The organism is Pseudomonas sp. MF06569 (assembly GCF_059862735.1).
Map to the genome: position 1 here is coordinate 157,325 of NZ_JCBCUZ010000008.1, position 25,237 is coordinate 182,561.

The 25,237-nt window shown below is 50.5% G+C and carries 26 protein-coding genes; all 26 read left to right on the plus strand.

Annotation, left to right across the window (positions count from 1 at the left end):
• The first annotated feature begins 313 nt into the window (after nt 1-313).
• The gene (gene ihfB / locus AC19YQ_RS10825) at nt 314-610 is read left to right on the plus strand and encodes an integration host factor subunit beta (RefSeq protein WP_003447108.1); all 297 of its coding nucleotides are present in this window, start codon (nt 314-316) and stop codon (nt 608-610) included.
• A 24-nt stretch (nt 611-634) separates the two neighbouring features.
• Nucleotides 635-886: a LapA family protein gene (locus AC19YQ_RS10830; protein WP_219261541.1), complete on the plus strand. Its 252-nt coding sequence runs from the start codon at nt 635-637 to the stop codon at nt 884-886.
• Nucleotides 887-1,925: 1,039 nt separating this feature from the next.
• Entirely contained in the window at nt 1,926-2,447 is a 522-nt protein-coding gene (gene rfaH / locus AC19YQ_RS10835) for a transcription/translation regulatory transformer protein RfaH (RefSeq protein ID WP_500595133.1), read from the plus strand.
• A gap of 153 nt (nt 2,448-2,600) precedes the next feature.
• Complete coding sequence (gene rfbA, locus AC19YQ_RS10840) at nt 2,601-3,491, plus strand: glucose-1-phosphate thymidylyltransferase RfbA (RefSeq protein ID WP_500595106.1); 891 nt, start codon at nt 2,601-2,603, stop codon at nt 3,489-3,491.
• A gap of 2 nt (nt 3,492-3,493) precedes the next feature.
• Nucleotides 3,494-4,042, plus strand: a complete 549-nt coding sequence (gene rfbC / locus AC19YQ_RS10845) for a dTDP-4-dehydrorhamnose 3,5-epimerase (RefSeq protein WP_500595107.1) — start codon at nt 3,494-3,496, stop codon at nt 4,040-4,042.
• A 154-nt stretch (nt 4,043-4,196) separates the two neighbouring features.
• Nucleotides 4,197-5,177 (plus strand): NAD-dependent 4,6-dehydratase LegB, encoded by a 981-nt coding sequence (locus tag AC19YQ_RS10850; protein ID WP_490325017.1) that lies wholly within the window; start codon nt 4,197-4,199, stop codon nt 5,175-5,177.
• 9 nt (nt 5,178-5,186) lie between these two features.
• Nucleotides 5,187-6,338 carry a LegC family aminotransferase gene (locus tag AC19YQ_RS10855; protein WP_500595108.1) on the plus strand — a complete coding sequence of 384 codons (1,152 nt, stop codon included), beginning with the start codon at nt 5,187-5,189 and terminating at the stop codon, nt 6,336-6,338.
• On the plus strand, nt 6,335-7,489 hold the full coding sequence (gene neuC, locus AC19YQ_RS10860; protein WP_500595109.1) for a UDP-N-acetylglucosamine 2-epimerase: 1,155 nt from the start codon (nt 6,335-6,337) through the stop codon (nt 7,487-7,489). Before AC19YQ_RS10855 ends, neuC begins: the two co-directional genes overlap by 4 nt.
• 3 nt (nt 7,490-7,492) lie before the next feature.
• On the plus strand, nt 7,493-8,578 hold the full coding sequence (gene neuB, locus AC19YQ_RS10865) for an N-acetylneuraminate synthase (protein WP_500595110.1): 1,086 nt from the start codon (nt 7,493-7,495) through the stop codon (nt 8,576-8,578).
• A 20-nt stretch (nt 8,579-8,598) separates the two neighbouring features.
• Nucleotides 8,599-9,243 carry an acetyltransferase gene (locus AC19YQ_RS10870; RefSeq protein ID WP_500595111.1) on the plus strand — a complete coding sequence of 215 codons (645 nt, stop codon included), beginning with the start codon at nt 8,599-8,601 and terminating at the stop codon, nt 9,241-9,243.
• An 18-nt stretch (nt 9,244-9,261) separates the two neighbouring features.
• On the plus strand, nt 9,262-10,308 hold the full coding sequence (locus AC19YQ_RS10875; protein WP_490325022.1) for a nucleotidyltransferase family protein: 1,047 nt from the start codon (nt 9,262-9,264) through the stop codon (nt 10,306-10,308).
• Entirely contained in the window at nt 10,305-11,321 is a 1,017-nt protein-coding gene (locus tag AC19YQ_RS10880; protein ID WP_500595112.1) for a Gfo/Idh/MocA family protein, read from the plus strand. The genes AC19YQ_RS10875 and AC19YQ_RS10880 overlap by 4 nt, the downstream gene beginning before the upstream one ends.
• Nucleotides 11,318-12,019, plus strand: a complete 702-nt coding sequence (locus tag AC19YQ_RS10885) for an acylneuraminate cytidylyltransferase family protein (protein WP_500595113.1) — start codon at nt 11,318-11,320, stop codon at nt 12,017-12,019. The genes AC19YQ_RS10880 and AC19YQ_RS10885 overlap by 4 nt, the downstream gene beginning before the upstream one ends.
• Nucleotides 12,006-12,767, plus strand: coding sequence for an oxidoreductase (locus tag AC19YQ_RS10890; RefSeq protein WP_500595114.1), 762 nt, complete (start codon nt 12,006-12,008; stop codon nt 12,765-12,767). The genes AC19YQ_RS10885 and AC19YQ_RS10890 overlap by 14 nt, the downstream gene beginning before the upstream one ends.
• A 30-nt stretch (nt 12,768-12,797) precedes the next feature.
• On the plus strand, nt 12,798-13,781 hold the full coding sequence (locus tag AC19YQ_RS10895; RefSeq protein WP_500595115.1) for a Gfo/Idh/MocA family oxidoreductase: 984 nt from the start codon (nt 12,798-12,800) through the stop codon (nt 13,779-13,781).
• A gap of 12 nt (nt 13,782-13,793) precedes the next feature.
• Entirely contained in the window at nt 13,794-14,729 is a 936-nt protein-coding gene (locus AC19YQ_RS10900) for a Gfo/Idh/MocA family oxidoreductase (RefSeq protein ID WP_500595116.1), read from the plus strand.
• Nucleotides 14,730-14,798: 69 nt separating this feature from the next.
• Nucleotides 14,799-16,016 (plus strand): hypothetical protein, encoded by a 1,218-nt coding sequence (locus AC19YQ_RS10905; RefSeq protein WP_500595117.1) that lies wholly within the window; start codon nt 14,799-14,801, stop codon nt 16,014-16,016.
• Between the two features lie 118 nt (nt 16,017-16,134).
• On the plus strand, nt 16,135-16,656 hold the full coding sequence (locus tag AC19YQ_RS10910; RefSeq protein ID WP_500595118.1) for an SGNH/GDSL hydrolase family protein: 522 nt from the start codon (nt 16,135-16,137) through the stop codon (nt 16,654-16,656).
• A 53-nt stretch (nt 16,657-16,709) separates the two neighbouring features.
• A complete protein-coding gene (locus AC19YQ_RS10915; RefSeq protein ID WP_500595120.1) occupies nt 16,710-17,942 on the plus strand; it encodes a hypothetical protein in 1,233 nt (410 codons plus the stop codon).
• Nucleotides 17,932-19,095, plus strand: coding sequence for a hypothetical protein (locus tag AC19YQ_RS10920; RefSeq protein WP_500595121.1), 1,164 nt, complete (start codon nt 17,932-17,934; stop codon nt 19,093-19,095). The genes AC19YQ_RS10915 and AC19YQ_RS10920 overlap by 11 nt, the downstream gene beginning before the upstream one ends.
• Nucleotides 19,096-19,107: 12 nt before the next feature.
• Nucleotides 19,108-20,241, plus strand: coding sequence for an N-acetyl sugar amidotransferase (locus tag AC19YQ_RS10925; RefSeq protein ID WP_500595122.1), 1,134 nt, complete (start codon nt 19,108-19,110; stop codon nt 20,239-20,241).
• On the plus strand, nt 20,238-20,852 hold the full coding sequence (gene hisH, locus AC19YQ_RS10930) for an imidazole glycerol phosphate synthase subunit HisH (protein WP_500595123.1): 615 nt from the start codon (nt 20,238-20,240) through the stop codon (nt 20,850-20,852). The genes AC19YQ_RS10925 and hisH overlap by 4 nt, the downstream gene beginning before the upstream one ends.
• Before the next feature lies 1 nt (nt 20,853).
• Entirely contained in the window at nt 20,854-21,636 is a 783-nt protein-coding gene (locus tag AC19YQ_RS10935; RefSeq protein ID WP_500595124.1) for an AglZ/HisF2 family acetamidino modification protein, read from the plus strand.
• 286 nt (nt 21,637-21,922) lie between these two features.
• Complete coding sequence (locus tag AC19YQ_RS10940) at nt 21,923-22,957, plus strand: polysaccharide biosynthesis protein (protein ID WP_500595125.1); 1,035 nt, start codon at nt 21,923-21,925, stop codon at nt 22,955-22,957.
• Nucleotides 22,958-22,960: 3 nt separating this feature from the next.
• A complete protein-coding gene (gene wbjC / locus AC19YQ_RS10945) occupies nt 22,961-24,079 on the plus strand; it encodes a UDP-2-acetamido-2,6-beta-L-arabino-hexul-4-ose reductase (RefSeq protein ID WP_500595126.1) in 1,119 nt (372 codons plus the stop codon).
• A 24-nt stretch (nt 24,080-24,103) separates the two neighbouring features.
• Complete coding sequence (gene wecB, locus AC19YQ_RS10950; protein WP_500595127.1) at nt 24,104-25,234, plus strand: non-hydrolyzing UDP-N-acetylglucosamine 2-epimerase; 1,131 nt, start codon at nt 24,104-24,106, stop codon at nt 25,232-25,234.
• Nucleotides 25,235-25,237 lie beyond the last annotated feature (3 nt).

Genomic DNA, 25,237 nt, shown 5'->3' on the forward strand with positions numbered 1-25,237 from the left:
GACTTAGGTCGCCCTTTTTTGTGCCTGAGATTTGATAGCCAGGATAGCTACCGTCCATGAGTTCTTGTGTAGGCGTGTTTGCAGGTCGCTTATGATTTGGCTTGGGAAGGGCGGGGGTTTATGTCGAGCGAGCTGTGTGAGGGCTTGGGAGGTGGTTGCAGTGGGCTATAGTTATTACTTGGCCTGATGGAGGTTTGGAGGGGGGGCGACAAACTTTGCAAAGATAAGTCAATCCCTGGGCTGTTCAAAATCTATCGATCATGCTAAAACCTTTGAAGCGCTGATCTAGCTGCTTGAAAAAGAAGGGAAAAATATGACGAAGTCGGAGTTGATCGAACGAATTGTCACCCATCAAGGGCTGCTTTCATCCAAGGATGTAGAGTTGGCCATCAAGACTATGCTTGAACAAATGTCCCAATGCCTGGCGACCGGTGATCGGATTGAGATCCGTGGTTTTGGCAGCTTCTCGTTGCATTACCGAGCCCCTCGAGTTGGCCGCAATCCCAAGACTGGTCAGTCAGTCAGTCTGGATGGAAAATTTGTTCCTCATTTCAAGCCCGGCAAAGAGCTACGGGATCGAGTAAATGAAGATGAGGAAGACGACATTTAATCCTTCGTGGAACAGGAGTTGCCGATGCGTAGCGTCAAGCGTGCAGTGTTAGTGGTGTTTGCCCTGATTGTCATTTTCGGGATAGTGATTTTTATCCTCGAAAACCAGCAGCCCACAGCACTGGTATTTTTGGGTTGGCACACTGCGCAACTTCCGCAATCGCTGTTCTTTATCGGTGCTTTACTGGTTGGTATGGCTATCGGGCCTGCAATGGGTTTTGTGGCCTACAAACGCAAAGCTGCCCGATTGAAGCGTAAGCTGTTGGTCGAGTCTTAAGGCTGCCTTTCCAGGTCTCTCATATGGATAGTGTGAGAGGCTTTTGTGCGTCGAGTGATATCCGAAAAGTAAGCGCCGCAATCAAGCTGGGCTTGTAATTTGGGATATTTCCTACAAGTTGCTAGCTTGCATTGCTTAGTGGATCTGGCAGAGTGCTCGACTCTCAGTACTTGGCGCGTACTCGTGCGCTCATTGATATTTACGTAGGATGCAAAAAATCCATAATCTCGAGTCTATTCAAGGGGTTTTTGTTGTTCGATTTTTCATTTTTGTTATGAGGCTTCTTTCGGTTTCGATCTGCAGTGCTCATGTTTCATTGGAGTATTGTCTGATTAGGTGAGGTTGCTCATCTTGTCAAAGTTGTATTTTATTCAGGATAAAGGTTACGACTGTAGTTCTGCATGTTGTAACTGTATAGCGGTCGGCTCCCTATTTTCAGACAAGTATCTGCGGTATTCCCGCCTGAAAATCAGAGTAAACCGATTTATCAATCGGAGCTTACGTTAGGCGTGCAAGGTGCTTCCCCTTCCTGGTCCCCTAACCAATTCATATGATGAGTGTCATACATTGCCCTGGAATCGACGGGCATTCCGGTCTCCCTGTGTCCGCTGGTTTGTGTGGGGGGCGCTAACTCTCCTTTTAAAAGGGCGTAAACACAGGTTGCCGTGCGCTCGTCCGGTTGTACGCCAGTGGTCGCATAGTCAATTCCCTCAGGGCCATGCTGGGTAACAATGTGCTCTATCCAGGCTTTTGGGCACATGGAATACCTGTCGCGGTGATACAAAAATACGGCCTGCGAGGTGGTTTTGTTGAAATGGAGAGGGAGCGCTGTATCATTCGCGCAGGCGTTTGTATTTTAGGCATTGCTCTGGCCATGCAGATCAGCAAGCTGTGCGCAACTTTGTTTAGGTTATGTTTGGGCTATTGGCCCTGCTGCGGTTTAACCTCGTAGCGATGATCAGAACTCAACTGGTGCCATTGGCACAGGCGCTGCACGATGGTAAACACGGAAGAACCTATTAATGAGTCACCCATGCACATGACAAGCAGCGCAGCAACCCAGGACCCGGTTGCATCCCGGTCCGGCGACTGGTATCTGGTGCAATGCAAGCCAAGACAGGACGAGCGGGCAGAGGAGAACCTTCTGCGCCAGGGCTATAAGTGCTCACGTCCGGCCTGCCGCCGCGAGCGGTTGCTGCGCGGCCAGATGCAGCACGTTCAGGAGTCTCTCTTTCCTGGCTATCTTTTTATCCACATGCCTCAAGGTGCCAACTGGGCTCCGTTGCGCTCTACACGCGGCGTAGCACGGGTTGTGGCCTTTGGCGGTCGTCCCCTTGCAGTCAGTCATGAGTTAGTATCTCAACTACAAGACCGTGCAGAGAGTCACATCATCACCGCGTTCAAGCCCGGTGAAAAAGTCACCATCCTTGATCAAGGCTTTGCAGGTATTGAGTCCATATTCATGACTATGGACGGCGAAGAACGAGTTATTTTGCTTATCAACTTAATGAACCGGCAGCAACAAATCAGTTTGCCTTTGGCGAGTATCGCCAGCCGGTAGCCGTTTGGGCGCGACCTGGACAAAAAACGAATACCGTTCTCAGGGAATTGACAGTAAACCTTGGGGCGGTAGCGTGCTTTAAAAAAGAACACCAACAACCACCTGTCGGCGTTATAGGTGGTGGACCTTAATAGTTAAGGAAATGCTCGCAATATGAATACCATTAAGCGCAAAGGTATCATCCTTGCCGGCGGTTCCGGTACCCGCTTGCATCCGCTCACATTGGGTGTGTCGAAACAAATGTTGCCGATCTACGACAAACCCATGATCTTTTACCCGCTGTCAGTACTGATGCTTGCTGGCATGCGCGAAATCTTGATCATTTCCACGCCTGAAGATTTGCCATGCTTCAAAAAACTGCTGGGTGATGGCAGTCAGTACGGTATTGAACTCAGCTACGCCGAGCAGCTTAGTCCTGATGGATTGGCCCAGGCCTTTATCATTGGCGAAGAGTTCATTGGGAAAGACCCGGTCTGCTTGATATTGGGCGACAATATTTTTTATGGTCAGCATTTCTCTGACAACCTGCGCTCAGCCATGTCCAAAACGGCAGGGGCGACGATCTTCGGCTATCACGTGTCGGATCCTGAGCGTTTTGGTGTTGTGGAGTTCGACAGTGCCGGACGTGCCCTCAGCATCGAAGAAAAGCCAGTCAAGCCCAAGTCGAACTATGCCGTCACCGGTTTGTACTTCTACGACAACCAAGTGGTCGAGATAGCCAAAAAAATTAAGCCATCGCTACGCGGCGAGCTTGAAATTACAGATGTGAACAGTGCGTATCTTGAGCAAAAGCAATTAACGGTTGAAATGCTGGGCCGTGGATTTGCCTGGCTGGACACTGGGACCCATGAGTCTCTGCTGGAAGCCAGTCACTTTGTGCATACCATTGAGCAGCGTCAGGGTTTGAAGGTAGCGTGTCTGGAAGAGATTGCTTTCAATAACCGTTGGATTACACCCGAGATATTGGCGTCTCAGGCTGAGAAACTGAAAAAGACAGGTTATGGACAATACCTGACCAAGTTGTTGTCGTCTGAGAGAGTCTAACAATGAAATTTATAGCTGCTGAACTTCCGGGCATCGTAATTATTGAGCCCGATGTTTATGAAGATGAGCGTGGCTGGTTCATGGAGAGCTTTAACTTGCGGCGCTTTGAAGAGGGTTTGCAGCGCTTGGGTCTACCCCTGCCCGGGCCTTTTGTACAAGATAATCACTCCTGCTCCAAAAAGGGTGTGCTGCGAGGATTGCATTATCAACTTGAGCCTTTTGCGCAAGGCAAATTAGTGAGTGTTACCCAAGGTGCAGCGTTTGATGTGGCTGTTGATATCAGGCCGGGATCACCCTCGTTGGGCAAGTGGTTTGGCGTGGAATTAACGGCAGTCAACAAAAAAATGCTGTGGATCCCAGCTGGCTTCGCTCATGGATTTCTTGCGCTCGAAGACAATACCCAGTTCTGCTACAAGACTACAAATTATTATAATAAAGACTCGGAGCGTAGTGTGTATTGGGGTGACAAGGGCATCAATATAGAATGGCCAGTTATGGATACGTATTTTGTAAATGCCAAGGACCAAGAGGCGCCTTTGTTGCAGATTTAAGAAGTCACTCAGCAGGATCTCTGTAGCAAGTATTCACTTTGTTGAGCCTGCGGTTGTCAATGTGCACGCTGGGTGCGGCCTGAGTGCAGGCGCGTGATACGCTGCCTGCACTGGGGTATCCAGTCGTAGTTAAAGTCTAAGTTAAGGTGGCGTGATGAAGAAGATTTTGGTAACTGGAGCAGATGGGTTTATCGGGTCGCACCTGACCGAGCTTTTGGTTCGGGAAGGGTACGAAGTCAAGGCCCTGTCTCAATATAACTCGTTCAATTATTGGGGCTGGCTGGAAGATGTGAGCTGCCTGAAAGATATTGAAGTCTTGAATGGTGATGTTCGCGATCCACACTACTGTAAGCATATTACCAAGGGTGTTGATGGGGTGTTTCACCTTGCCGCATTGATTGCCATCCCCTACTCGTATGTTGCGCCTGACAGTTATGTTGATACGAACGTCAAGGGCACGTTGAATATTTGTCAGGCTGCAATCGACAATGGCGTGCAACGGGTAATTCACACGTCGACCAGTGAAGTTTATGGCACTGCACAATATGTCCCGATTGATGAAAAACACCCACTTCAAGCACAGTCGCCCTACAGCGCCTCGAAGATGGGCGCTGATGCCATGGCGATGAGCTTTTTCAATGCTTTCGATCTTCCATTGACCATTGCCCGTCCGTTTAATACTTACGGTCCCCGTCAATCCGCGCGAGCCGTTATTCCAACGATTATCACGCAAATTGCCAGTGGCAAGAAACAGATCAAACTGGGTGATGTCTCGCCAACGCGGGATTTCAATTATGTGGCGGACACCTGCCGCGGTTTTCTGGACCTGTTGCGTTGCGAGAAGGCGGTCGGTGAAGTCGTTAATATAGGCTCCAACTACGAAATTACGGTAGGCGATACCCTCAATCTCATTCGTGAGCTGATGGGCAGTGATGTGGAGTTTCTGGTGGATGATCAGCGCTTACGCCCAGAGAAGTCAGAAGTGTTCCGCTTGTGGTGCGACAACACCAAGATTCACGGCCTGACAGGCTTTGAGCCGCAGTACTCAATTCGCCAAGGACTTCAAGAAACCATTGACTGGTTTACCCGTCCCGAGAACCTGGCCAAGTATAAAGCCGATCTATACAACGTCTGAGGGGCTGTCATGCTCGACTCACTTGTGAAGTTTGTGCGGGAACAATATCGCACAAATGAATTCATTCCCTTGCATGCGCCTATCTTTGCCGGGAACGAAAAGCGCTACGTCCTGGAAACTGTCGACTCGACGTTTGTTTCCAGCGTCGGTGCGTTCGTTGATCGTTTCGAGCGTGACATGGAGGCCTATACTGGCAGCTCCCGCGCTATCGCAACAGTCAATGGTACAGCCGCGCTGCATATCGCCTTGCTGTTGGCCGGGGTCAAATCCGGTGATTTAGTCCTCACTCAGCCGCTGACTTTTGTCGCTACTTGCAATGCGATTGCCTACTGCGGGGCCGAGCCGGTATTTATCGATGTAGACAAGCATACGCTGGGGCTTTCGCCGGTTGCCTTGGAACACTGGTTGCAAGAGCATGCCTACCTGGATGGAGACGGTGTCTGCAGGGTGAAAAGTTGTAACAGAGTGCTCCGTGCCTGTTTGCCAATGCATACATTTGGCCATCCGGTGGAGCTTGATCTGCTGGTTGAGGTCTGTGGGCGCTGGGGGCTTGCGCTGGTTGAGGATGCCGCAGAGTCACTGGGCAGTCTTTATAAAGGGCGTCATACCGGTACGTTCGGTTGTGTCGGCACGTTGAGTTTTAACGGTAATAAGACCATCACTACTGGCGGCGGTGGCATGATCCTGACCGATGATGTACTGGGCGCTCGAGCAAAGCACATCACGACAACGGCGAAAAAGGCTCATCCATACGAGTATGTTCATGATGAGGTTGGTTATAACTATCGGCTGCCGAATCTGAATGCCGCCTTGGGGTGCGCCCAGCTTGAGCAGTTGGACTCTTTTATTGCAGCCAAACGAACCCTGGCAGGGCGTTACCAGGCATTCTTTGCGCACAGTCCGTTTCAGTCTGTTGTAGAACCCCCAGGAAGTCGTTCCAATTACTGGCTCAATGCCGTGATTTGTGAAGATCTCGCGCAGCGCGATGAGTTGCTGGCATTCAGCAATCAGGCTGGCGTTATGACGCGGCCAATCTGGAAACTGATGACCCATTTGCCTGCTTTTACTTCGAGTCTGCGGGGTGACTTGAGCAATGCGCTATGGCTGGAAGAGCGGGTTGTCAATCTGCCGAGCAGTGTTATACCGGAGTTGCAGGTTTGAAACGTAAAGTTGCAGTGTTTACCGGGACGCGTGCAGAGTACGGTTTGCTCTATTGGCTGATGAAGGATATTCAGGCAAGTGAGCAATTGGCGTTGCAGGTGATTGTGAGCGGGATGCATCTCTCACCTGAGTTTGGAGAAACCTGGAAAGGCATCGAAGTTGACGGTTTTCCCATCGATGCCAAAGTCGAAATGCTCCTGTCCTCCGATAGCGACGTAGGTGTCGTTAAGTCCATGGGACTCGGGACCTTGGGTTTTGCTGATGCCCTGGACCGATTGCGGCCCGACGTTCTGGTTGTGCTTGGAGACCGTTTCGAAGCGTTGGCAATTGTACAGGCCGCTCTGATCATGAGGATTCCTGTCGCGCACCTGCATGGAGGCGAAATTACCGAGGGCGCTTACGATGACGCCATTCGTCACGCTATCACCAAGATGGCGTATTTCCATTTTGTGGCCACCCCAACTTATCGCCAGCGCGTTATCCAGATGGGTGAGTCCCCAGAGCGGGTATTTAATGTTGGGGCGATAGGTCTGGACCATTTACTGCGTAGCCCGCGAATGACCCGGAAGGAGTTGTCCGAGAGCCTTGAGTTTGAACTTGATTCGGCTTTTCTGTTGGTGACTTACCACCCGGTCACAATGCTTGCAGAGGATCCGGTGCAAAGCTTCAATGCGCTGCTGTCCGCCCTTGATCAGTTTCCCGGGCACAAAATCATTCTTACGTATCCCAATGCAGATAATGGTGGGCGCGCTATTGTTCCGTTGCTGGAAGACTATGCCCTGCGCAACCCGGGACGCGTCAAAGCGATTCCTTCGCTCGGTTTCAGGCGCTATTTAAGTGCAGTGGCGATGGCCGATGGAGTAGTAGGTAACTCTTCTAGTGGCATCATAGAAGTACCGGCTTTCGGTGTTCCGACGGTCAATGTTGGTTCGCGCCAGGCCGGTCGTCTCGCTGCTGCCTCCGTGATAAATTGCGAGCCTGATGCAAGATCGATCGAAGCTGCGATTCGCCGAGCGTGCTCTGCTGATTTTGCCAGTGACTGCAAGGAAGTTGTCAATCCTTACGGGGCCGGTAATGCTTCCCAGAGCATTGTTGATGTGCTCGAGCGCTTCGATGGAACCTACCACAAGTCATTTCACGATTTGAGTTAAACGATGAAAGCATCCAACGAAGACTCGGTATATATCATCGCTGAAGCAGGCGTAAACCATAATGGTGAGCGTGATCTGGCGTTCGCGCTTGTTGATGCGGCTGCGGCTGCAGGTGCCGATGCCGTAAAGTTTCAGACTTTTGACGCCGTGCGTTTGGCCTCCAAGGCCGCGCCCAAAGCTTCATATCAAAAGCAGAGCACGGATGCGCAAGAAAGCCAACTCGCGATGCTCAAGAGGCTTGAGTTGCCCAAGGAGTGGCATTTCGACTTGCAAGCGCATGCGCGCCGCGCAGGTATCGAGTTTTTGTCTACCGCATTTGATACGCAGAGCCTCAAGTTTCTGTGCGGAATGGGTTTGCCATTTTTCAAGGTTCCCTCGGGTGAGCTCACGAATGGTCCGCTACTATGGCAATTTGCACACACTGGCAAAAAGCTCGTGCTATCTACGGGCATGGCTACTCTCAGCGAGGTAGAGCAGGGGCTGGCGATTGTGGCGCATGCCATGATCTTTGACCGCGAGCCTGTTGATATGGACGAAGTCTGGCGAAACTGGAGTCGCGTTGAGGCTCGTCAGCGTCTTCAGGGTCATGTCACGTTGCTTCATTGCACATCTCAGTACCCGACGCCCTGGGCTGAGGTCAACCTGCGGGCAATGGACACGCTGAAAGCATTCGGTTTGCCGGTGGGTTACTCTGACCATACCGAAGGCAGCCTGATATCCATCGCGGCAGTGGCGCGCGGTGCCAAGCTCATCGAAAAGCACTTCACGCTGGATCAGTCTATGTCGGGGCCGGACCATAAGGCATCGCTGGAGCCTGACGAGCTGAAGTTCATGGTCAGTCAGATTCGCACCTTGGAGTTAGCGCTTGGGGATGCATGCAAAGCACCTCAGCCCAGTGAGTGGGATACCCGTAAAGCGGCTCGTCAGCAAGTGGTTGCAGCAAGAGACATCAGTGCTGGCGCAATCATATCCAGAGATGACCTTACAACCGCTCGCAGTAGTTCCGGCTTGCCGCCTACGGCTTTGTGGGGGCTTGTTGGTACTCGCAATCAACGGGCCGTGGAGGCCGGTGAGATTGTTGAGCAATGAATGCCGGGCCTAGTGAGTCGATGACGCTGGTCATGCTGGGGGCGGGTGGGCACGCGAAGGTGTTGCTTTCTCTGGTAATCGCCAGTGGTCGTCAGGTGCAGGGTATCTGTGATCCTGAGCTCTATCGACGGGGCATTGTCACGTGGCGCGGGATCCGGGTCTTGGGAGGGGACGAGGCACTGGATCAACTCGATTGCGCAAATGTAGGATTGATCAACGGGATCGGGCAGGTGGTCGGGAGTAACCTGCGCCAAAAGATTTATGAGCGTGCAGTGAGTAAGGGATTTCGGTTTCCAGTACTTGTGCATCCTACGGCGTTTGTCGACGGATCTGCGGTTTTGGCGGAAGGTGTACAGGTAATGGCGGGAGCCATTATCCAGCCGGATGTGAAAATAGGCAGCAACACGATAATTAACACCAGAGCCAGCGTGGACCATGACTGTAATGTGGCTGCTCATGTGCATATCGCCCCAGGCGCGACCCTGTGTGGAAACGTTCAGGTGTCAATCTGTGCTTTTATCGGTGCTGGCGCGACAGTGATTCAAGGCCTGGTGGTTGGAGAGTATGCAGTTGTCGGTGCCGGCGCCGTGATGCTTCGTAACTTGCCCTCGCGGTATATTTTGTTAGGGCAAGCACCTCGTTCCAGACCTGTGTCGGACGAGTAAATAAAGAGAAGGTATTTAATGAAGCAGTGGGAGTTAACACTCGTTGGTCCAGAGTGCTCAATGGAGGAAGCCATCGCGACGCTTGATCGGGTTGCGGTCCGTATTGTCATGGTTGTCGATCAGGAACGACGCCTGTTGGGCACTCTAACCGATGGCGATGTCCGCCGGGCCTTGTTGAAGCAGCGCCCGTTGACGGCACCTATCCGGGAAATCATGTGCATCACGCCGCGTACGGCAGGTCTGGGCTGGAGCAGGGAGCGAATACTGGCGGTGATGGAAACCTATCAGTTACTACAGCTGCCTGTAGTGGATCCCCTCGGACAAGTTATTGGTCTGGAAACATTGCACGACTTGCTGCATAAGCGACGCCGGGATAATCCAGTGTTTTTGATGGCTGGAGGCTTTGGCACTCGCTTGCGGCCATTGACCCAGAATTGTCCAAAACCTCTGCTGAAAGTCGGGGAAAAACCGATCTTGGAGTTGATTCTCGAACGGTTTATCAATTCCGGTTTCCACCGCTTTTTTATCTCCACCCATTACATGCCGGAAATGATTCGTGAGCATTTTGGCGATGGCAGCCAATGGGGCGTATCGATTCGTTATATTCATGAAGAGGTTCCTCTAGGTACTGGTGGAGCGCTGGGATTACTGCCCCATGATGAAATTGATCTGCCCCTATTCATGATGAATGGTGACCTGTTGACTACGCTCAACTTCGAGAATCTTCTGGAGTTTCATGAAGGCCATCTTGGCGCGGCGACCATGTGCGTGCGTGAGTATGAGTATTGCGTGCCTTATGGCGTTATTCAGAGTGACGGGCATCGTATTCAATCGATGGTCGAGAAGCCGATTCAACGCTTTTTTATCAACGCCGGAATCTATCTGCTTTCTCCTGAATTGGTGAAGAGTGTTGCAGCAGATAAACGAGTGGATATGCCGACCCTGCTGGAGTATGAAATTGCCGCCGGTCGTGACGTCAATATGTTCCCGGTACATGAATACTGGCTTGATATTGGTCGTATGGAAGACTTTCAGCGTGCTCAGCAAGAGTTAGGCGGGCTATGAGCAAGCAGGCGACCTATCTGGTTATTGGTAGCGGAAGTATTGCCAAAAGGCATATTGGAAATATTAAAAAGCTTTTTGTTTCAGCCCGCGTCGGCTGTGTTTCTGCATCAGGCAGAGAATTGTCCGCGGATGACGTTGGCGATGATACGGTCATCTACGGTTCCATGGATGAGGCGCTTGACGACAATCCGCTGTTCGGCATTGTTGCTTCGCCAGCGCCTTTGCATGCGGCCTATGCGGCGCAGTTACTCAGCAGGAAGATACCGGTTCTGATTGAAAAACCGTTATCAGACTCGCTACAACGATATACGGTTTACCGTGATGTACTGGCAGCTCACAAAGACCGAATTGAGATTGCCTACAATCTGCGATTCATGTCTTCGGCGCTGAAGTTCAAAGCGCTATTGGACTCGTGCGCCGTAGGTGAGGTGCGCAGCGTCAGCGTTGAGGTTGGGCAGTATCTGCCAGACTGGCGCCCCTCGAGTGATTACCGTAAAAATGTGTCAGCCCAACGTGAGTTGGGTGGTGGGGTCTTGCTGGAACTCAGTCATGAACTGGATTACCTCGGCTGGCTATTGGGTGGATTCGAAACGGCCTATTGCGTCGCACGAAATACGGGCGCTTTGGAAATTGATGTCGAAGATACTGTCGATGCGCTGCTGGTTCGTTCAGATCGGCTTGCGGTTAATGTGCATATGGACTTTCTTCAGCGGGCTCCGGTACGGACCTGCAAGGTTGTCGGACAGCAGGGGACCCTTGTATGGGATATTCTTAATAACGGAATTATCCTGCACACAGGCCGTGATCAGTCGCGTGTACTGTTCGAAGATCCTGACTATGACCGTAACAACATGTACCTTGATCAGCTTCGTCACTTTTCTCGGGTTGCACAAGGTTTGGCAGCGCCCGTTATCGGACTTGACGATGGACTCCAGACACTTTGTCTGATTGAGGCCATGAGAAAATCTGTTGCTACAGGCCAGGCTGTCAAAATCGGAGATATTCAAGCGTGAATGTATACGCCTTTATTTTTGCACGGGGCAACTCCAAAGGATTGCCAGGAAAGAATATAAAATATTTAGGCGGTCACCCTTTGATTGCTCACTCCATCAGAGTGGCGCAGCAGGTGGTCGGCATTGACAAAATCTTTGTGTCTACCGATTCAGACGAAATTGCCGCTGTGGCTGAAGCCTATGGCGCCAGCGTGATAAAAAGACCTGCTGAGCTGGCAACAGATATCGCGCCTGAGTGGCTGGCATGGCGACATGCGATCACTTACCTGCGTACTGAGGGGCATGAGTTTGATGTGTTTGTCAGTTTACCGGCGACCAGTCCGTTACGCAGCGTCGAGGATGTAGAGCAGTGCCTGGCTTGTCTGGATAACAATACGGATGTCGTGGTCAGCGTGACGCCAGCATCGCGCAGCCCCTATTTCAACATGGTCGTACGCGATGCTCAAGGTGCCAGCAAGTTGGTATGTGCCGGTGAGAACGTGCACCGGCGGCAGGACGCACCGGCAGTTTATGACATGACGACAGTGGCTTATGTGGCTTACCCCGAATTCATTTTAAATAATGAACGTATCTTTTCGGGTCGTGTAAGGTCAGTTGTGGTGCCGCGTGAGCGGGCGGTCGATATCGATGATATCTATGACTTCAAAATGGCCGAGATGCTCCTGGCGGATAAAGAGAGAACCGATGTTGAAGGATAAGAAGTTTCTGATTGCCGGAGCGGGCGGGTTGCTGGGCAGCAAACTGACGGCTGCTCTGGTGGCTGACGGAGCTCATGTCATTGCTGCTGATATCAATCAGGCACTAATGACAGAGCGTTTAGTGCAGCAAGGGGTGGATGCAAGTAGCGCATCGTTGACCTGTGTAACACTTGATCTGAACGATGAGCCATCCGTGCAGGCATTATTCGCCAATCTGCGCGGTGTCGATGGCGCAGTCAATTGCTCGTACCCGCGCAACAAACGCTACGGCGCCAAATTGTTTGATGTCACCCTTGCTGACTTCAATGAAAACGTGTCTTTGCACTTGGGCTCATCCTTTCTCTTTATGCAACAGTGTGCTGTGTATTTCAAACGTGAGCAGACGCCATTTTCCCTGGTGAACATATCCTCCATTTATGGTGTTGTGGCTCCAAAGTTTGAAGTCTATGACGACACATCCATGACCATGCCTGTTGAGTATGCTGCTATCAAGTCAGCGCTTCTGCACCTGAGCAAGTATTTGGCCAGTTATGTTTCAGATAGCGCATTCAGGTCGAATAGTGTAAGCCCTGGCGGCATTTTTGATCATCAGCCCGAGCAATTTCTTGAGCAGTACAAGAAGCAAACGCTGGGTAAAGGCATGCTCGATATTAGTGATGTGCTCGGTTCGATAAAGTTTTTGCTTTCTGATCACGCTCGTTACGTCAATGGCCAGAACATCATCGTCGATGATGGTTTTAGCCTGTAATTTTATGCTCACTAAAGAAATTGTCCAAATATGTTGAATTTTTTACTGGTAGGCGCGGGTCAGTTGGGCAGTCGTCACCTGCAAGCGTTGGCGCTTGCGGATTTTTCTGATATTTGCATCCAGGTGGTGGAGCCATCTGCACAAGCTCGCAAGGTCGCTCAAGAACGCTGGGAACAGGTTGCCAAGAGCGAAAATATCAAGTCGATTGAGTTCTTGGCCGATGTGTCCAAAGTCAATTGCAGCATCGATTTTTGCATCATCGCAACCAATGCGGACTGTCGCTTACAGGTGCTTAAGGATTTATTTGCGAGCACTAGTGTTCGCCAGCTAGTCCTCGAAAAGGTGCTTTTCCAGTCAGTCGCACAGCTGCAAGAGGCCAGTCGGCTTCTCGCTTCGCTGGAAACGAAAGCGTGGGTGAACTGTCCGCGCCGAATGTTTCCGATTTACCAAGAGCTGCAAAAGCGCCTGGCGAATGAGCAAACCCTAAACCTGCAGGTTCGGGGCAGCAACTGGGGGCTGGCCTGCAATGCGATCCATTTTATCGATCTGTGGGCGATGCTCGGAGGTGATCAGAGCTATGCACTTGATACTGACGGCCTTGATGTCACGCCCGTTGAAAGCAAGCGCCCCGGTTACAAAGAAGTATCAGGAACAGTGACCGGTACGTCGGGTGATAGCGGCTTTACCTTAACATCGACAGTGGGCTCCGAAACGGAGCCGCTGAGCATCCGTATTGAAACGGAAAACTTTATAGTCAATGTCAATGAGTCAGCAGGGCAGTGTACGATCCAGACTAAAGAAACGGCAGAGGAGGAAATACTTGCATTTGTTGTCCTCTATCAAAGCCAGTTGTCTCACGAGATTGGCAGACAGCTATTTAGTAATGTGAGTGGGCATTGTACGCTGACCTCCTTTAACGAGTCTGCCTCGTTGCATGAGCCTTTCCTTAGTGGTTTGCTTGATTATTTCAACAAGCAAGATGGCCATACCCACACCCTTTGCCCAATCACCTGACTCAGGTTTATCATGATTTTACTAGTCGGTGCCGGCCCGATGGCCGTTCAATATGCAAAAGTGCTGCAAGGCATGGAAAAGCCCTTCGTTGTTGTCGGGCGCAGTCAGCAATCTGCGGACGCTTTCAACACCCAGGTGGGTGTTCAGCCGCTTACCGGAGGGGTCGAAAACTTTTCCCCGTCGGTCCAACCCATTACCCATGCGATCGTCGCAGTCAGTGTTGAACAGTTGGAGTACTCCAGTACTTATCTTCTGAACAAGGGTGTTAAACACTTGCTGGTGGAAAAGCCGGGTGCTATGACCTTAGAGGCGATCGAACGAATCCAGGTGCTTGCGCAGTCACTGGGTGCTTCAATTTATATCGCTTACAACAGGCGGTTCCTGTCCTCTGTAATAAAAGCCCGTGAGTTGATCGAAGAGGATGGTGGCGTTACCAGCTTTAATTTCGAAATTACCGAGTGGTCTGACACTATTCAGAAAATACCCAAGGCTGAGGGCGTCAAGGAAAACTGGTTCTTTGCCAATACAAGTCATGTGACCGACCTGGCCTTTTACTTGGGTGGTAAGCCTCGGCAGATGGCTACATTTACCGCAGGAGACTTGCCTTGGCACAGCAGGGCTGCGCGCTTTGCGGGTGCGGGAGAAACAACAGACGGAGCATTGTTTTCCTATTCAGGCGATTGGGAGGCTCCGGGTCGTTGGGCGGTTGAAATATTGACCCGCTCGCGCCGTTTTATCTTCAAGCCGCTGGAAAAGTTGCAAGTGCAGCTTATCAACACTGTTGCAACAGAAGCCGTTGAGGTCGACTCCCGCTTGGACGTCGACTACAAGCCAGGGTTGTACCTGCAAGTGGAGCATTTTCTGACGTTGGAAAAGACAGGCTTGTGCACGCTGGAAGAACACCTGGAAAATAGTAAGCTCTATGCGCGAATTGCTGCGTATGTTTGAGTTTAGACAGGCGTCGAACAGCGTATCAGCCTTATGAGGCAGGAAGGACGTGCAGGCGTAATAACCTATGTGTTGGCAACTTACAGTGAGTTTGCGCTGGTGGCGCTGCTGACACTATTTTTCACTAATATGGCCAGCCAGCAGGCCCTCGCTGACTCAAGTGTCGCTTTTATTGTGATTTCCTACAGTACTTTTCTGGCGCTGGGGTTTCACAATGGCGTAATTCGGGATGGTGCGATCAGCGCAAGTGGCGATGAAAAAGACAATATCCTGCGACTTGAACTTTATTTTTCAGCGTTTGTCGCCTGCTGCCTAATCGTTGCTGCAGTGGTGGCGCGGGATAACTTTTACCTGATGGCCGGTCTGTTCATTGGCGGTGCCAATCATCTCAAAACTGCCTGCCAAACGGTATTCAGATTGCAGGGCAACGATGCATTGCTCAATACCTTGAACGTGGCGTGGGCTTCCGTTTTTTTTGTCTCGTTCTCTGTGCTGGCCTGGTTAGGCAGGGACATTGCGCTGGAGGTGAGGTTTTTCAGTGCTTGGGGCGCCTCAGCGGCATTGGTGATCTGCTCATTCTTTACATTCTGCTTATTTGCGCTGAACGCCTTTCGGCGGCAGGCCAATGCAAACGGGGCGCTGTTCTTCAACGTCTTGAACTCTTCAAAGTATATGTTTTTGATGTCCAGTGGTTTGGTGGTGCTGTTGACCTCCGATCGACTGGTGTTAAATATCTTGGGCGCTGCTGAGAAATTAAGAGCCGATTTTCAGTACGTTGATGTTCTGACCAATATTTACTTTTTGGGCATGACCTCAGTGCTGTATTACTTTACGCCCGGGCTGTTGAAACGCTTCAGTCGTGTTGGTGTGAAACAGCACGGGGTCTTTACGGCGATGGTAGCGAAGTACGTAACTTACTTGTTGGTGGTCGTGGTTGGCTTTGTCATTGCCATTGTCGTATTCCTTCTAATTATTCATAAGTTCAGTTGGGCGTTAGTAGGTGTGCTGGTGTCGATGTTGACACTAAAGACCTTGCTGATCTGTTTGGGCTTCGTATGTAATTTCTATTTGGCTCAGCGTCTGGAGCATGTTCTGGCTGTCGCCTACCTTGGCTTGATGGGGCTAGGGCTCTCGCTTTCCTTCCTTTATGGCTATGTGTTCATTGGCACGACGTTTATGGTGTTCTTGCCTCTGCTCAATGCTGTGCTCGTTGGTACTCTTGTGGTCTATCTGCTTAAAAGGATAAGTGTTCAAAACCGGCATGAAGAAAATACTTGTATTAACTGACTCTCTGGGGTTGCCTCGGGCAAAGCCGGAGCGGATAGATGATGAGCAATGCTGGACCTATCGCCTCGCTGATCAGTACGCAGGGCGTCACAGGTTTCGGATGGTCAGTGTGCCAGGTATGGACACCAATCAGTTGCTATCAATGGTGGATGACTACTATCAGGTCATCGAGGCCGATGTGGTGATCGTTCAGGTTGGGATTGTCGACTGCTACCCGCGTGCGATAAAGAAAAACGAACTGTCGTTATTATTGAGGGTGCCTGGCGTCGTCAGCCGGTTGGTCCATCGATGGGTGAAGCGAAACTATGCCAAGCTCATCGTCAGGCGTGGAATTCGCTACGTTCAGCCGAGTCAGTTCAAGGTCAATCTTCTGCGTCTTTGCGAGCGCTTTCCTCAGTCAATATTATTGATTGTCCCTATAGCACCTCCTTCAATTGCGTATATCAAAAAAAACCCCTGTATAGAAGCAGCAGTGGAGCAATATAACGCACTGCTGGCAGAACATTTTCCCAAGGGTTTTCTTGCGGAGTGTTACTCAGCCCGCGGTCAAGATATTTTCCTAAGTGATAACCATCATTTGAACGCGACAGGACATAAGCAGGTGTTTGAGGCTGTCAGTGCGGCCTTGGCGCGTTGTTGAAAGTTCTGAATACAGGATGTGGTAAAGCTATGTTATTTATGGTTATGGTATTCATGATGGTGGTATTCCTGGCGTTCAGGAATAAGGAAGTGCTATGCCCATCGAATATCGTCTTTGGCAGTTATTTTCTTTACTTGATCTTCCCTGGCACACTGTTTTATGTGCTGGAGTGGGTGGAGTGGGAGTACGTGCTGCCATGGGGGAAGGTTAACGATTGGTCGAGACTTTCTGATGAGGCGCTCCTGTCGTTTGCTTATGTGTTTAGTCTGTTTTTCCTGTTTACCCGGTCCTTAGAGCTTGCTCTGCCGCCGGCCTCGGCGCAGGAGTTGTTTACAACGTACCGTATCAGTCCGCTTATGTTATTTATCGGGAGCGCCCTGATTTTGACAGGGGCGGTGTATTTTTTTCAAGTCACTGGCGGCGCTGACGCATGGTTTAATAACTATAGCGACACCTACCTTGAAAACAAGAAGGGGTACGGTTTTCTTAATTTTTTATTGATCATGAGTTCGAATTTTCTGGCCTTTGTGCTCGCATTTTACTTGCGCACTCAGCGTCAGTTTCGTTGGTCGCTGGTTGTGTTTGTACTATTGGTCCTGGCCTTCTGTGCTTTCATTCAGGGTGTTAAAAGCCGAATTTTCTATTTTGCTATTTTCTTCAGCATACCGTGGTTGAGTGTGGCGAAATTGACCCTGAAGAAGGGCGCGTTAATTTTTTTCGGCTTTATCTTGATCTTCAGTTTTGCCATGTACTTTCGTTCGAATGGTTTTTACAGTACCCCAGAAATGTTGCTTGAGTATTTTTTGAGCTATTTCAATACGATTTTTCTGCATGACATGATCCTTAGGGATATGCCGCCCGATGTGTTTCTGACGATGAGTTACCCGTTGAATAAATGGTCGACCTTTGTCGGATTTGTGTCGGAGGAGTACTTGCACGACATCAGCCGTTGGCTGACGTCGATCTATTACCCCGAACAATGGTTCGAAGGGTCTGCGACCCAGCAGTGGCCGATAGAGACAGAGCTGTATTTGAACTATGGATACTATATTTTTTGGATTGTTCCGATATTTATTTATGCCCTTTATGTGGGTGGGCTGTATGCGTTCCGCTATCGGTTAGGGCCGGTGTTCTTGTTTATTTTTGTCTGCGAACTGCTATTTTTCCTCAGTATGTTTCGAGGGAGTATGTTGCAGTGGATTGCACCGTTTAATATGGCTTTTTACGGTGTTTTATTATTGTGCAGTCGCCTGCTTTTTATTCGAGTAAGTCCTGATGAGCCATAAGCGTCTCTCTGCATTACCCGCACTGATCCTTCAGGCATACGTGAACGAGGTCTGTCTTGATCGCTCGTTGAAGGCGAAGTTCCTGGCAGCGGAACCTTTGGCAGATACATTGCCTCAATACAAGATCATGCCGCTTTTGACTTTGCGCAAGCGTTACGGCAAGCCACTGCAGTGGGCGTTGTCACTGATGACTGTTTTGATCTTGCCGGTGCTTGCACTGGCTGCTTTAGGCAACGTGTTGATGGCACTGGTTTCCATGTCGCGCTTCTTTCACTGTGCCGTCACTGATTTGCCGCAAACGGTGTGCTTGCCCAATACCAAGCACTTGAAGCTGTTCCATTATCTATACAAAGACTTCGACCAACGCCCCCGATTCGAATGTCGACGACCTTGGGCGGTGCTGAGGTATCTCGAGGCCAAGGACTATCTGAGTGCTGTGCTGATTGTCTGGCGGGTAGTGCTGTCCATTCTGAGGTATTCGTCGCAACACGGCGTGCGGCGTCAGGATCTGATTTTTCATGCGTTGGATCTGCTGCCGCTGGTTTGGTTTTCTTTGTTTTTGTGCAAGGTTTCAGACTCAGGGCGGCATTTTGTTACTGATTGCAATTTGCAGCGCTGGGACTATATAGCGACCCATGTCACTGGCAACTGTTCGATTATTCAGCATGCTTACATCCACCCCGACCTTGAGTTCGCTCACCCATTTGGCGAGGTTGAATGTTTGTATATCTTTGACGCTGAGTTTGAGCAGGTTTTCTCACGATATTATCAATTTAGAAGAACTGATATCATCAAGCCTAGGCTTAAACTCGATGACATGGGCAGTGACAAAGAGGTGCTTTTTTTAGCCTCGTCCGCTCCGTTTCTTGAAGTGGAGATAAATTTTATTGAGCGTGTCAAGCGTGAATTTGATTTTTTTATTGTGGTTAAGCTTCATCCCCGCCACGTTTACGATGAGTCGGTCTCACGGCTGACGGCATTGGCCGACCATGTGGCTGCGCCTGCGGTATTCCCGGACTGCGATTATCAGGTTTCTTATGATTCATTCTTGGGGTATGAGTACAAGGCGCTAGGGAAAAATGTTTTGTTTCTAAAGGATGAGCGCTCGATACAAATGTTTATGGAGCGCGGCAATGCCAATGGCGAGTTTTGAATGGGGGGCCTCATGAGCTACCAAATATGTAATACGTGCATCATGGATACGTCCGACCCTCACATCAGCTTCGATGCACAGGGCAGCTGTGAATACTGTGGAAACTTTCGGACCAACATCCAGCCCAACTGGCACGTCGATGCCCGGGGTGAGGCTGAGTTGATGAAGGTTGCCGAGCGGATCAAGGCTGATGGTAAAGGACGCGACTTTGATTGCATCATCGGCTTGAGTGGCGGGCTGGACAGCTCTTATCTTGTATACTTGGCCAAGGAAAAAATGGGCCTGAGGCCGTTGCTTTTTCACGTCGATGCCGGTTGGAATACCGACCAAGCTGTTGGCAATATTGAGAAGCTGGTTGACGGTCTGAACCTGGATCTTTATACCGAGGTAATCAATTGGGAAGAGATGAAAAGCTTGCAGCTAGCTTTTTTAAAGGCTCAGGTTGCTGATCAGGATATTCCCCAGGATACCGCTTTTTTCTCCGGGCTGTATAAATTTGCCAAGGCGCACAAAATCAAATATGTGTTGACCGGAGGTAACTTTTCTACCGAGTGCTGCCGTGAGCCCGAAGAGTGGGGCGCTTATCCGGGTATCGATAAAACGCTGATTAATGATATTCATAAAAAGTTTGGCTCGCGCAAGTTGAAAAGCTTCCCGATTGTGGATGTCTTGGCCTACAAAATTTACTACCGCTATGTTCTCGGCATGCAGGTGGTGCGGCCCCTAAATTTGTTGCCCTACATCAAGAAAGATGCGGAAGAGACACTGGAGCGGCTGTTCGGCTGGAAGAAATTTCAGCATAAACATCATGAGTCTCGCTTTACCCGGTTTTACGAAGATTACTGGATGCCTCGCAAGTTCGGTTATGAAAAGCGTCGAGCGCACTTTTCCAGCTTGATCATGACCGGCCAAATGACCCGTGATGCGGCCTTGGAGCGAATTTCCCGGCCCGAACTGGATGAGCAATTCTTGGCCTCGGAGTTTGAGTATGTCGCCAACAAGCTCGATTTAAGTGTGGATGAGCTGCAAGCGCTGTTTGACGGGCCGAATAAAACATTCCACGACTATAAGAGCAAACGTTTCCTGATCGGTCTGGGGGCGCGTGTGCTCGGTGCGCTGGGTCTGGAAAGAAGACTGTTCAGATGATTACCATAATCGATTATGGGCTGGGCAATATTCAGGCTTTTGTGAATGTCTACAAACGCCTGCATATCCCCGTGGTTGTGGCCCGCACCCCGCAGGAGTTGCTGGGCGCCAGCAAGCTGATATTGCCGGGCGTCGGTGCGTTTGATCATGCCATGGCGCTGTTGAATGCCTCCGGCATGCGCGATACGCTCGATGAGTTGGTGCTGGTAAAGAAAATTCCGGTTGTTGGTATCTGTGTTGGTATGCAGATCCTTGCAGACTCCAGTGAAGAGGGCGTCTTGCCTGGGCTTGGTTGGGTACCTGGGCGGGTACGACACTTTCGCTCCGTGCCGGGGCTGGAGCGTCTTGCGCTGCCTCACATGGGCTGGAATGACGTCCAGCCATTGCACTCCAATCCCTTGTTCAAAGGGTTTGAGGACGAGGCACGTTTCTACTTTTTGCATTCGTTTTACTTCGAATGTAATCAGCAGTCCCATGCAGCGGCCCGTGCTTCATACGGGTTGGACTTCAGTTGTGCAGTAGCTGTGAATAATGTTTATGGCGTTCAGTTCCACCCGGAGAAGAGCCATCACTGTGGAGTAGGTCTTCTTAAAAACTTCGCGGAACTATGAAATGTTAAGACCTAGAATTATCCCCTGCTTATTGATCCAGGACAGAGGGCTGGTAAAAACCGTGTGTTTCAAGGATCCCAAGTATGTGGGGGACCCGATCAACGCGGTGAAGATATTCAATGAGAAAGAAGCCGATGAGTTGATCGTGGTGGATATCGACGCCACTGTTAATGGGCATGAACCTAACTACAGGCAGATCGCCCATTTGGCTGCTGAATGTCGAATGCCTTTGTGCTACGGCGGCGGCATTCGTACCCCTGAGCAAGCCAAACGGATTATTGCATCGGGCGTGGAGAAGGTCGCTATCAGCGCTGCGGCGTTGGAAGACCCACAGCTGATCACTCGGATTGCTGATGAAATCGGCCGACAAAGTGTCGTTGTAGTACTGGATCACAAGAAGCGCTTGCTCAGCAAACAACACGATGTCTGGACACACAACGGCACACGTAATACCAAGCGCAGCGTGCTGGATGTCGCTGTCGAGATGGAGCAGCTTGGCGCGGGCGAAATTGTGATCAACTCCATCGATAATGACGGTCGGATGAAGGGTTATGATATTGACTTGGCGACGGCGCTGCGCAAGGCGGTGAGTATCCCGGTCACTATTTTGGGTGGCTGTGGTTCACTTGAACATATGGGCGAGGTCATTGCGGCCTGTGGTGTTGTGGGTGTAGCAGCAGGCAGTTTTTTTGTGTTTAAAGGTACGTATCGTGCTGTGCTGATTAGCTACCCTGGTGCTGCAGAAAAGGATGCGCTGGTATTCTCGGCCTTGAAGTCAGACTGATTTTTTGCTGCCGCGAACCTCAGCGGTCGCGGTATTAGCCGTGTCAAACTTGGTGTGCGAGCGGTGAGCTGCTTGCTGGCAAGTGCAGGCGTGCGAGATGGCATGCTTCGAGTTTTTCCTGCACATGGGCTCGCCGCTTTGGCAGGGAAAATTGAGTCTGGCAAGGTGTGGCAATCAGCTCTTTTTCCTATGCATTCTGACGTCTCAAATTGCCGGAAAAGTAGATATCTTCGTTTTGAGCCGTGTTCTGACTGATTTGGAATTCATATAAAGGTTTGGGTGATTTATGTTTAACGGAAAAAAACTTCTCATATCAGGCGGTACCGGCTCTTTTGGCAATGCAGTCCTGAAGCGGTTTTTAGGAACGGATGTTGCTGAAATCAGAATTTTCAGTCGTGATGAAAAAAAGCAAGACGACATGCGCAAGCATTACAATAATCCGAAGTTGAAATTCTATATTGGTGATGTCCGAGATTACCAAAGTGTGCTGAATGCGACTCGTGGTGTTGATTATATCTTTCATGCGGCGGCACTCAAGCAAGTCCCGTCGTGCGAGTTTCACCCGATGGAGGCGGTGAAGACCAATGTTATCGGTACCGATAATGTGTTGGAGGCTGCGATTCAGAACGGCGTAAAACGGGTGGTATGCCTGAGCACCGACAAGGCGGTTTACCCCATCAACGCAATGGGCATTTCAAAAGCCATGATGGAAAAAGTCATGGTCGCCAAGTCCCGTAATGTCGACGAGACAAAAACGGTCATTTGCGGCACGCGTTACGGCAATGTCATGGCGTCCCGTGGTTCCGTCATCCCATTGTTTATTGATCAGATCAGAGCCGGCAAGGCGCTTTCAATTACTGACCCCAACATGACGCGTTTCATGATGACGTTGGCGGATGCAGTAGATCTGGTTTTGTATGCCTTTGAGCACGGAAATAACGGCGACCTTTTCGTACAAAAGGCCCCCGCGGCGACCGTAGAAACGCTGGCTCGTGCGCTTACCAGCATGATGGGGCAGGCGGATCACCCGATTCAGATTATTGGCACCCGCCACGGTGAGAAGTTGTATGAGGCGCTCTTGAGCCGAGAAGAAATGGCCTGTGCCGAGGACCATGGCAATTACTTCCGAATACCGCCTGATCTGCGCGATTTGAACTACAGCAAGTTTGTCGAGCAGGGCGAAGAAAGAATCTCCACCATGGAAGATTATAATTCCCATAACACCCTGCGCCTGGATATCGAGGGTATGCAAAAGCTGCTCCTGAAGCTGGAATTCATGCACGCTATCCAGCGTGGTGAACCTGTCACTCCGGAGGAGTAAGCAATGAAGGTACTGATCACAGGCGCCCAGGGCTTTGTCGCTAAAAACCTCATTGCGTTCTTGCGTGAGCGCCAGGATATTGAGGTGTTAGAATTTTCTCGGGGAGACAGCATCTCGTCTTTGAACGACAGATTGTTGCAAGCCGATTTTGTATTTCATTTGGCTGGTGTTAATCGGCCGCAATCGCCTGAAGACTTCAAAACCGGTAATACCGATCTTACCCGTGCAGTGTGTGACGGTATTGCAGCCAGTGGCAGAAGGATTCCGCTACTTTACAGCTCATCCAGTCAAGCAGCGCTCACTAATGCCTACGGAGAAAGCAAGCTGGGGGCTGAGCAGGCAGTGGTTGAGTTGGCGGCTGAGCATGGTATTCAGGTACATATTTTCCGGCTACCCAATGTCTTTGGGAAATGGGCGCGTCCCAACTACAACTCAGCAGTCGCGACGTTCTGCCATAATATTGCCCGTCATCAGCCAATCCAGATCAACACTCCTGACGCTGCTATTACATTGGCGTATATCGATGATGTAATCAGCCATTTCATTGCGGTGATGGATGGCAAGCTGGCAGGTGATCCCTTCATAACGGTTGAGCCTGCCTATGAAATCACCGTGGGAGCGCTGGCGATCCAGTTAACCGCTTTTCGCGATAGCCGCGAAACGTTGATAACGGAGGCCGTTGGCACCGGGCTGACGAGAGCACTTTATTCCACTTACCTCAGCTATGTGCCCCCCGAGTGTTTTACCTACGAGGTCCCTCAATATGGTGACCAGCGCGGTGTTTTTGTCGAGATGCTGAAAACCCGCGATGCGGGACAGTTCTCCTATTTTACGGCGCACCCTGGCATCACTCGAGGGGGGCATTACCACCACTCGAAGACTGAAAAGTTTCTGGTTATTAAAGGCCATGCGTGTTTCCGTTTCAGGCACATTGTATCAGGCGAGTTCTACGAGTTGTTCACCACCGGTGAAAAGCCGGAAATTGTAGAAACCGTTCCTGGCTGGACTCATGATATAACCAACGTCGGCCATGACGAGATGATTGTCATGCTCTGGGCTAACGAAATATTTGATCGTGAACATCCCGATACCTATGCCTTGCCTGTGGGCACTGAAGCCTAAACACATTTTCAAGTTGAGACAGTCATGAAAAAGTTGAAAGTTGTTACGGTTGTGGGCACTCGTCCTGAAATCATTCGTTTGTCGCGTGTCATTGATTCGCTCGACAGACATTGTGATCATGTCCTGGTGCATACAGGGCAGAATTATGACTATGAGCTGAACGAGATTTTTTTTCAGGATCTGGGTATTCGCAAACCGGATCACTTTCTCAATGCGGCGGGCAGCAGCGGAGCAGAAACCATTGGCAATGTAATCATTGCCGTTGACCGGGTTCTGGCTGAAGTTAATCCCGAAGCCCTGTTGGTATTGGGTGATACTAATAGTTGCATGGCCGTGATTCCGGCTAAACGTCGCAAGATACCTACCTTCCACATGGAGGCGGGTAATCGATGCTTCGACATGCGGGTCCCAGAAGAAATCAATCGTCGAATTGTCGACCACACGGCCGATATCAACCTTACTTACAGTTCAATTGCCCGTGATTACCTGTTGCGAGAAGGTCTGTCTCCGGACATGGTGATCAAGACCGGGAGTCCAATGTTTGAAGTGCTCAACTATTACCGTGACGGTATTGAAGCGTCGGGCGTGCTTTCACGTCTCGGGCTTGAAGCCGGCAAGTTTTTTGTGGTCAGTGCTCACCGAGAAGAAAACATAGAGTCGGACAAGAATTTTCTGAAATTAGTCGAAGTGCTCAATACCGTCGCGGCGCACTATGATTTACCGGTTATCGTGACAACTCATCCGCGCACGCAAAAGCGTGTTGATGCGATGGCTGTAACGTTTCACGCCAACGTACAGTTGCTCAAACCGCTGGGTTTCAAGGACTATAACAAGTTGCAACTGTCAGCAAAGGCGGTGCTGTCTGACAGTGGCACAATTAACGAAGAGTCCTCGATACTGAACTTCCCAGCCTTGAATCTGCGGGAGGCACATGAGCGTCCGGAGGGAATGGAGGAGGCTGCTGTCATGATGGTTGGCCTTGAGGTCAATCGAGTTCTGCAAGGCTTGAATCTGCTGGAAAGCCAGGGAGTGAGTGGTCATCGTACTTTGCGTCTTGTGGCTGACTACAGCATGCCCAACGTTTCGGAAAAAGTGGCCAGAATTCTTCACAGTTACACGGACTATGTGAATCGAATTGTTTGGAAGCGCTACTGAACG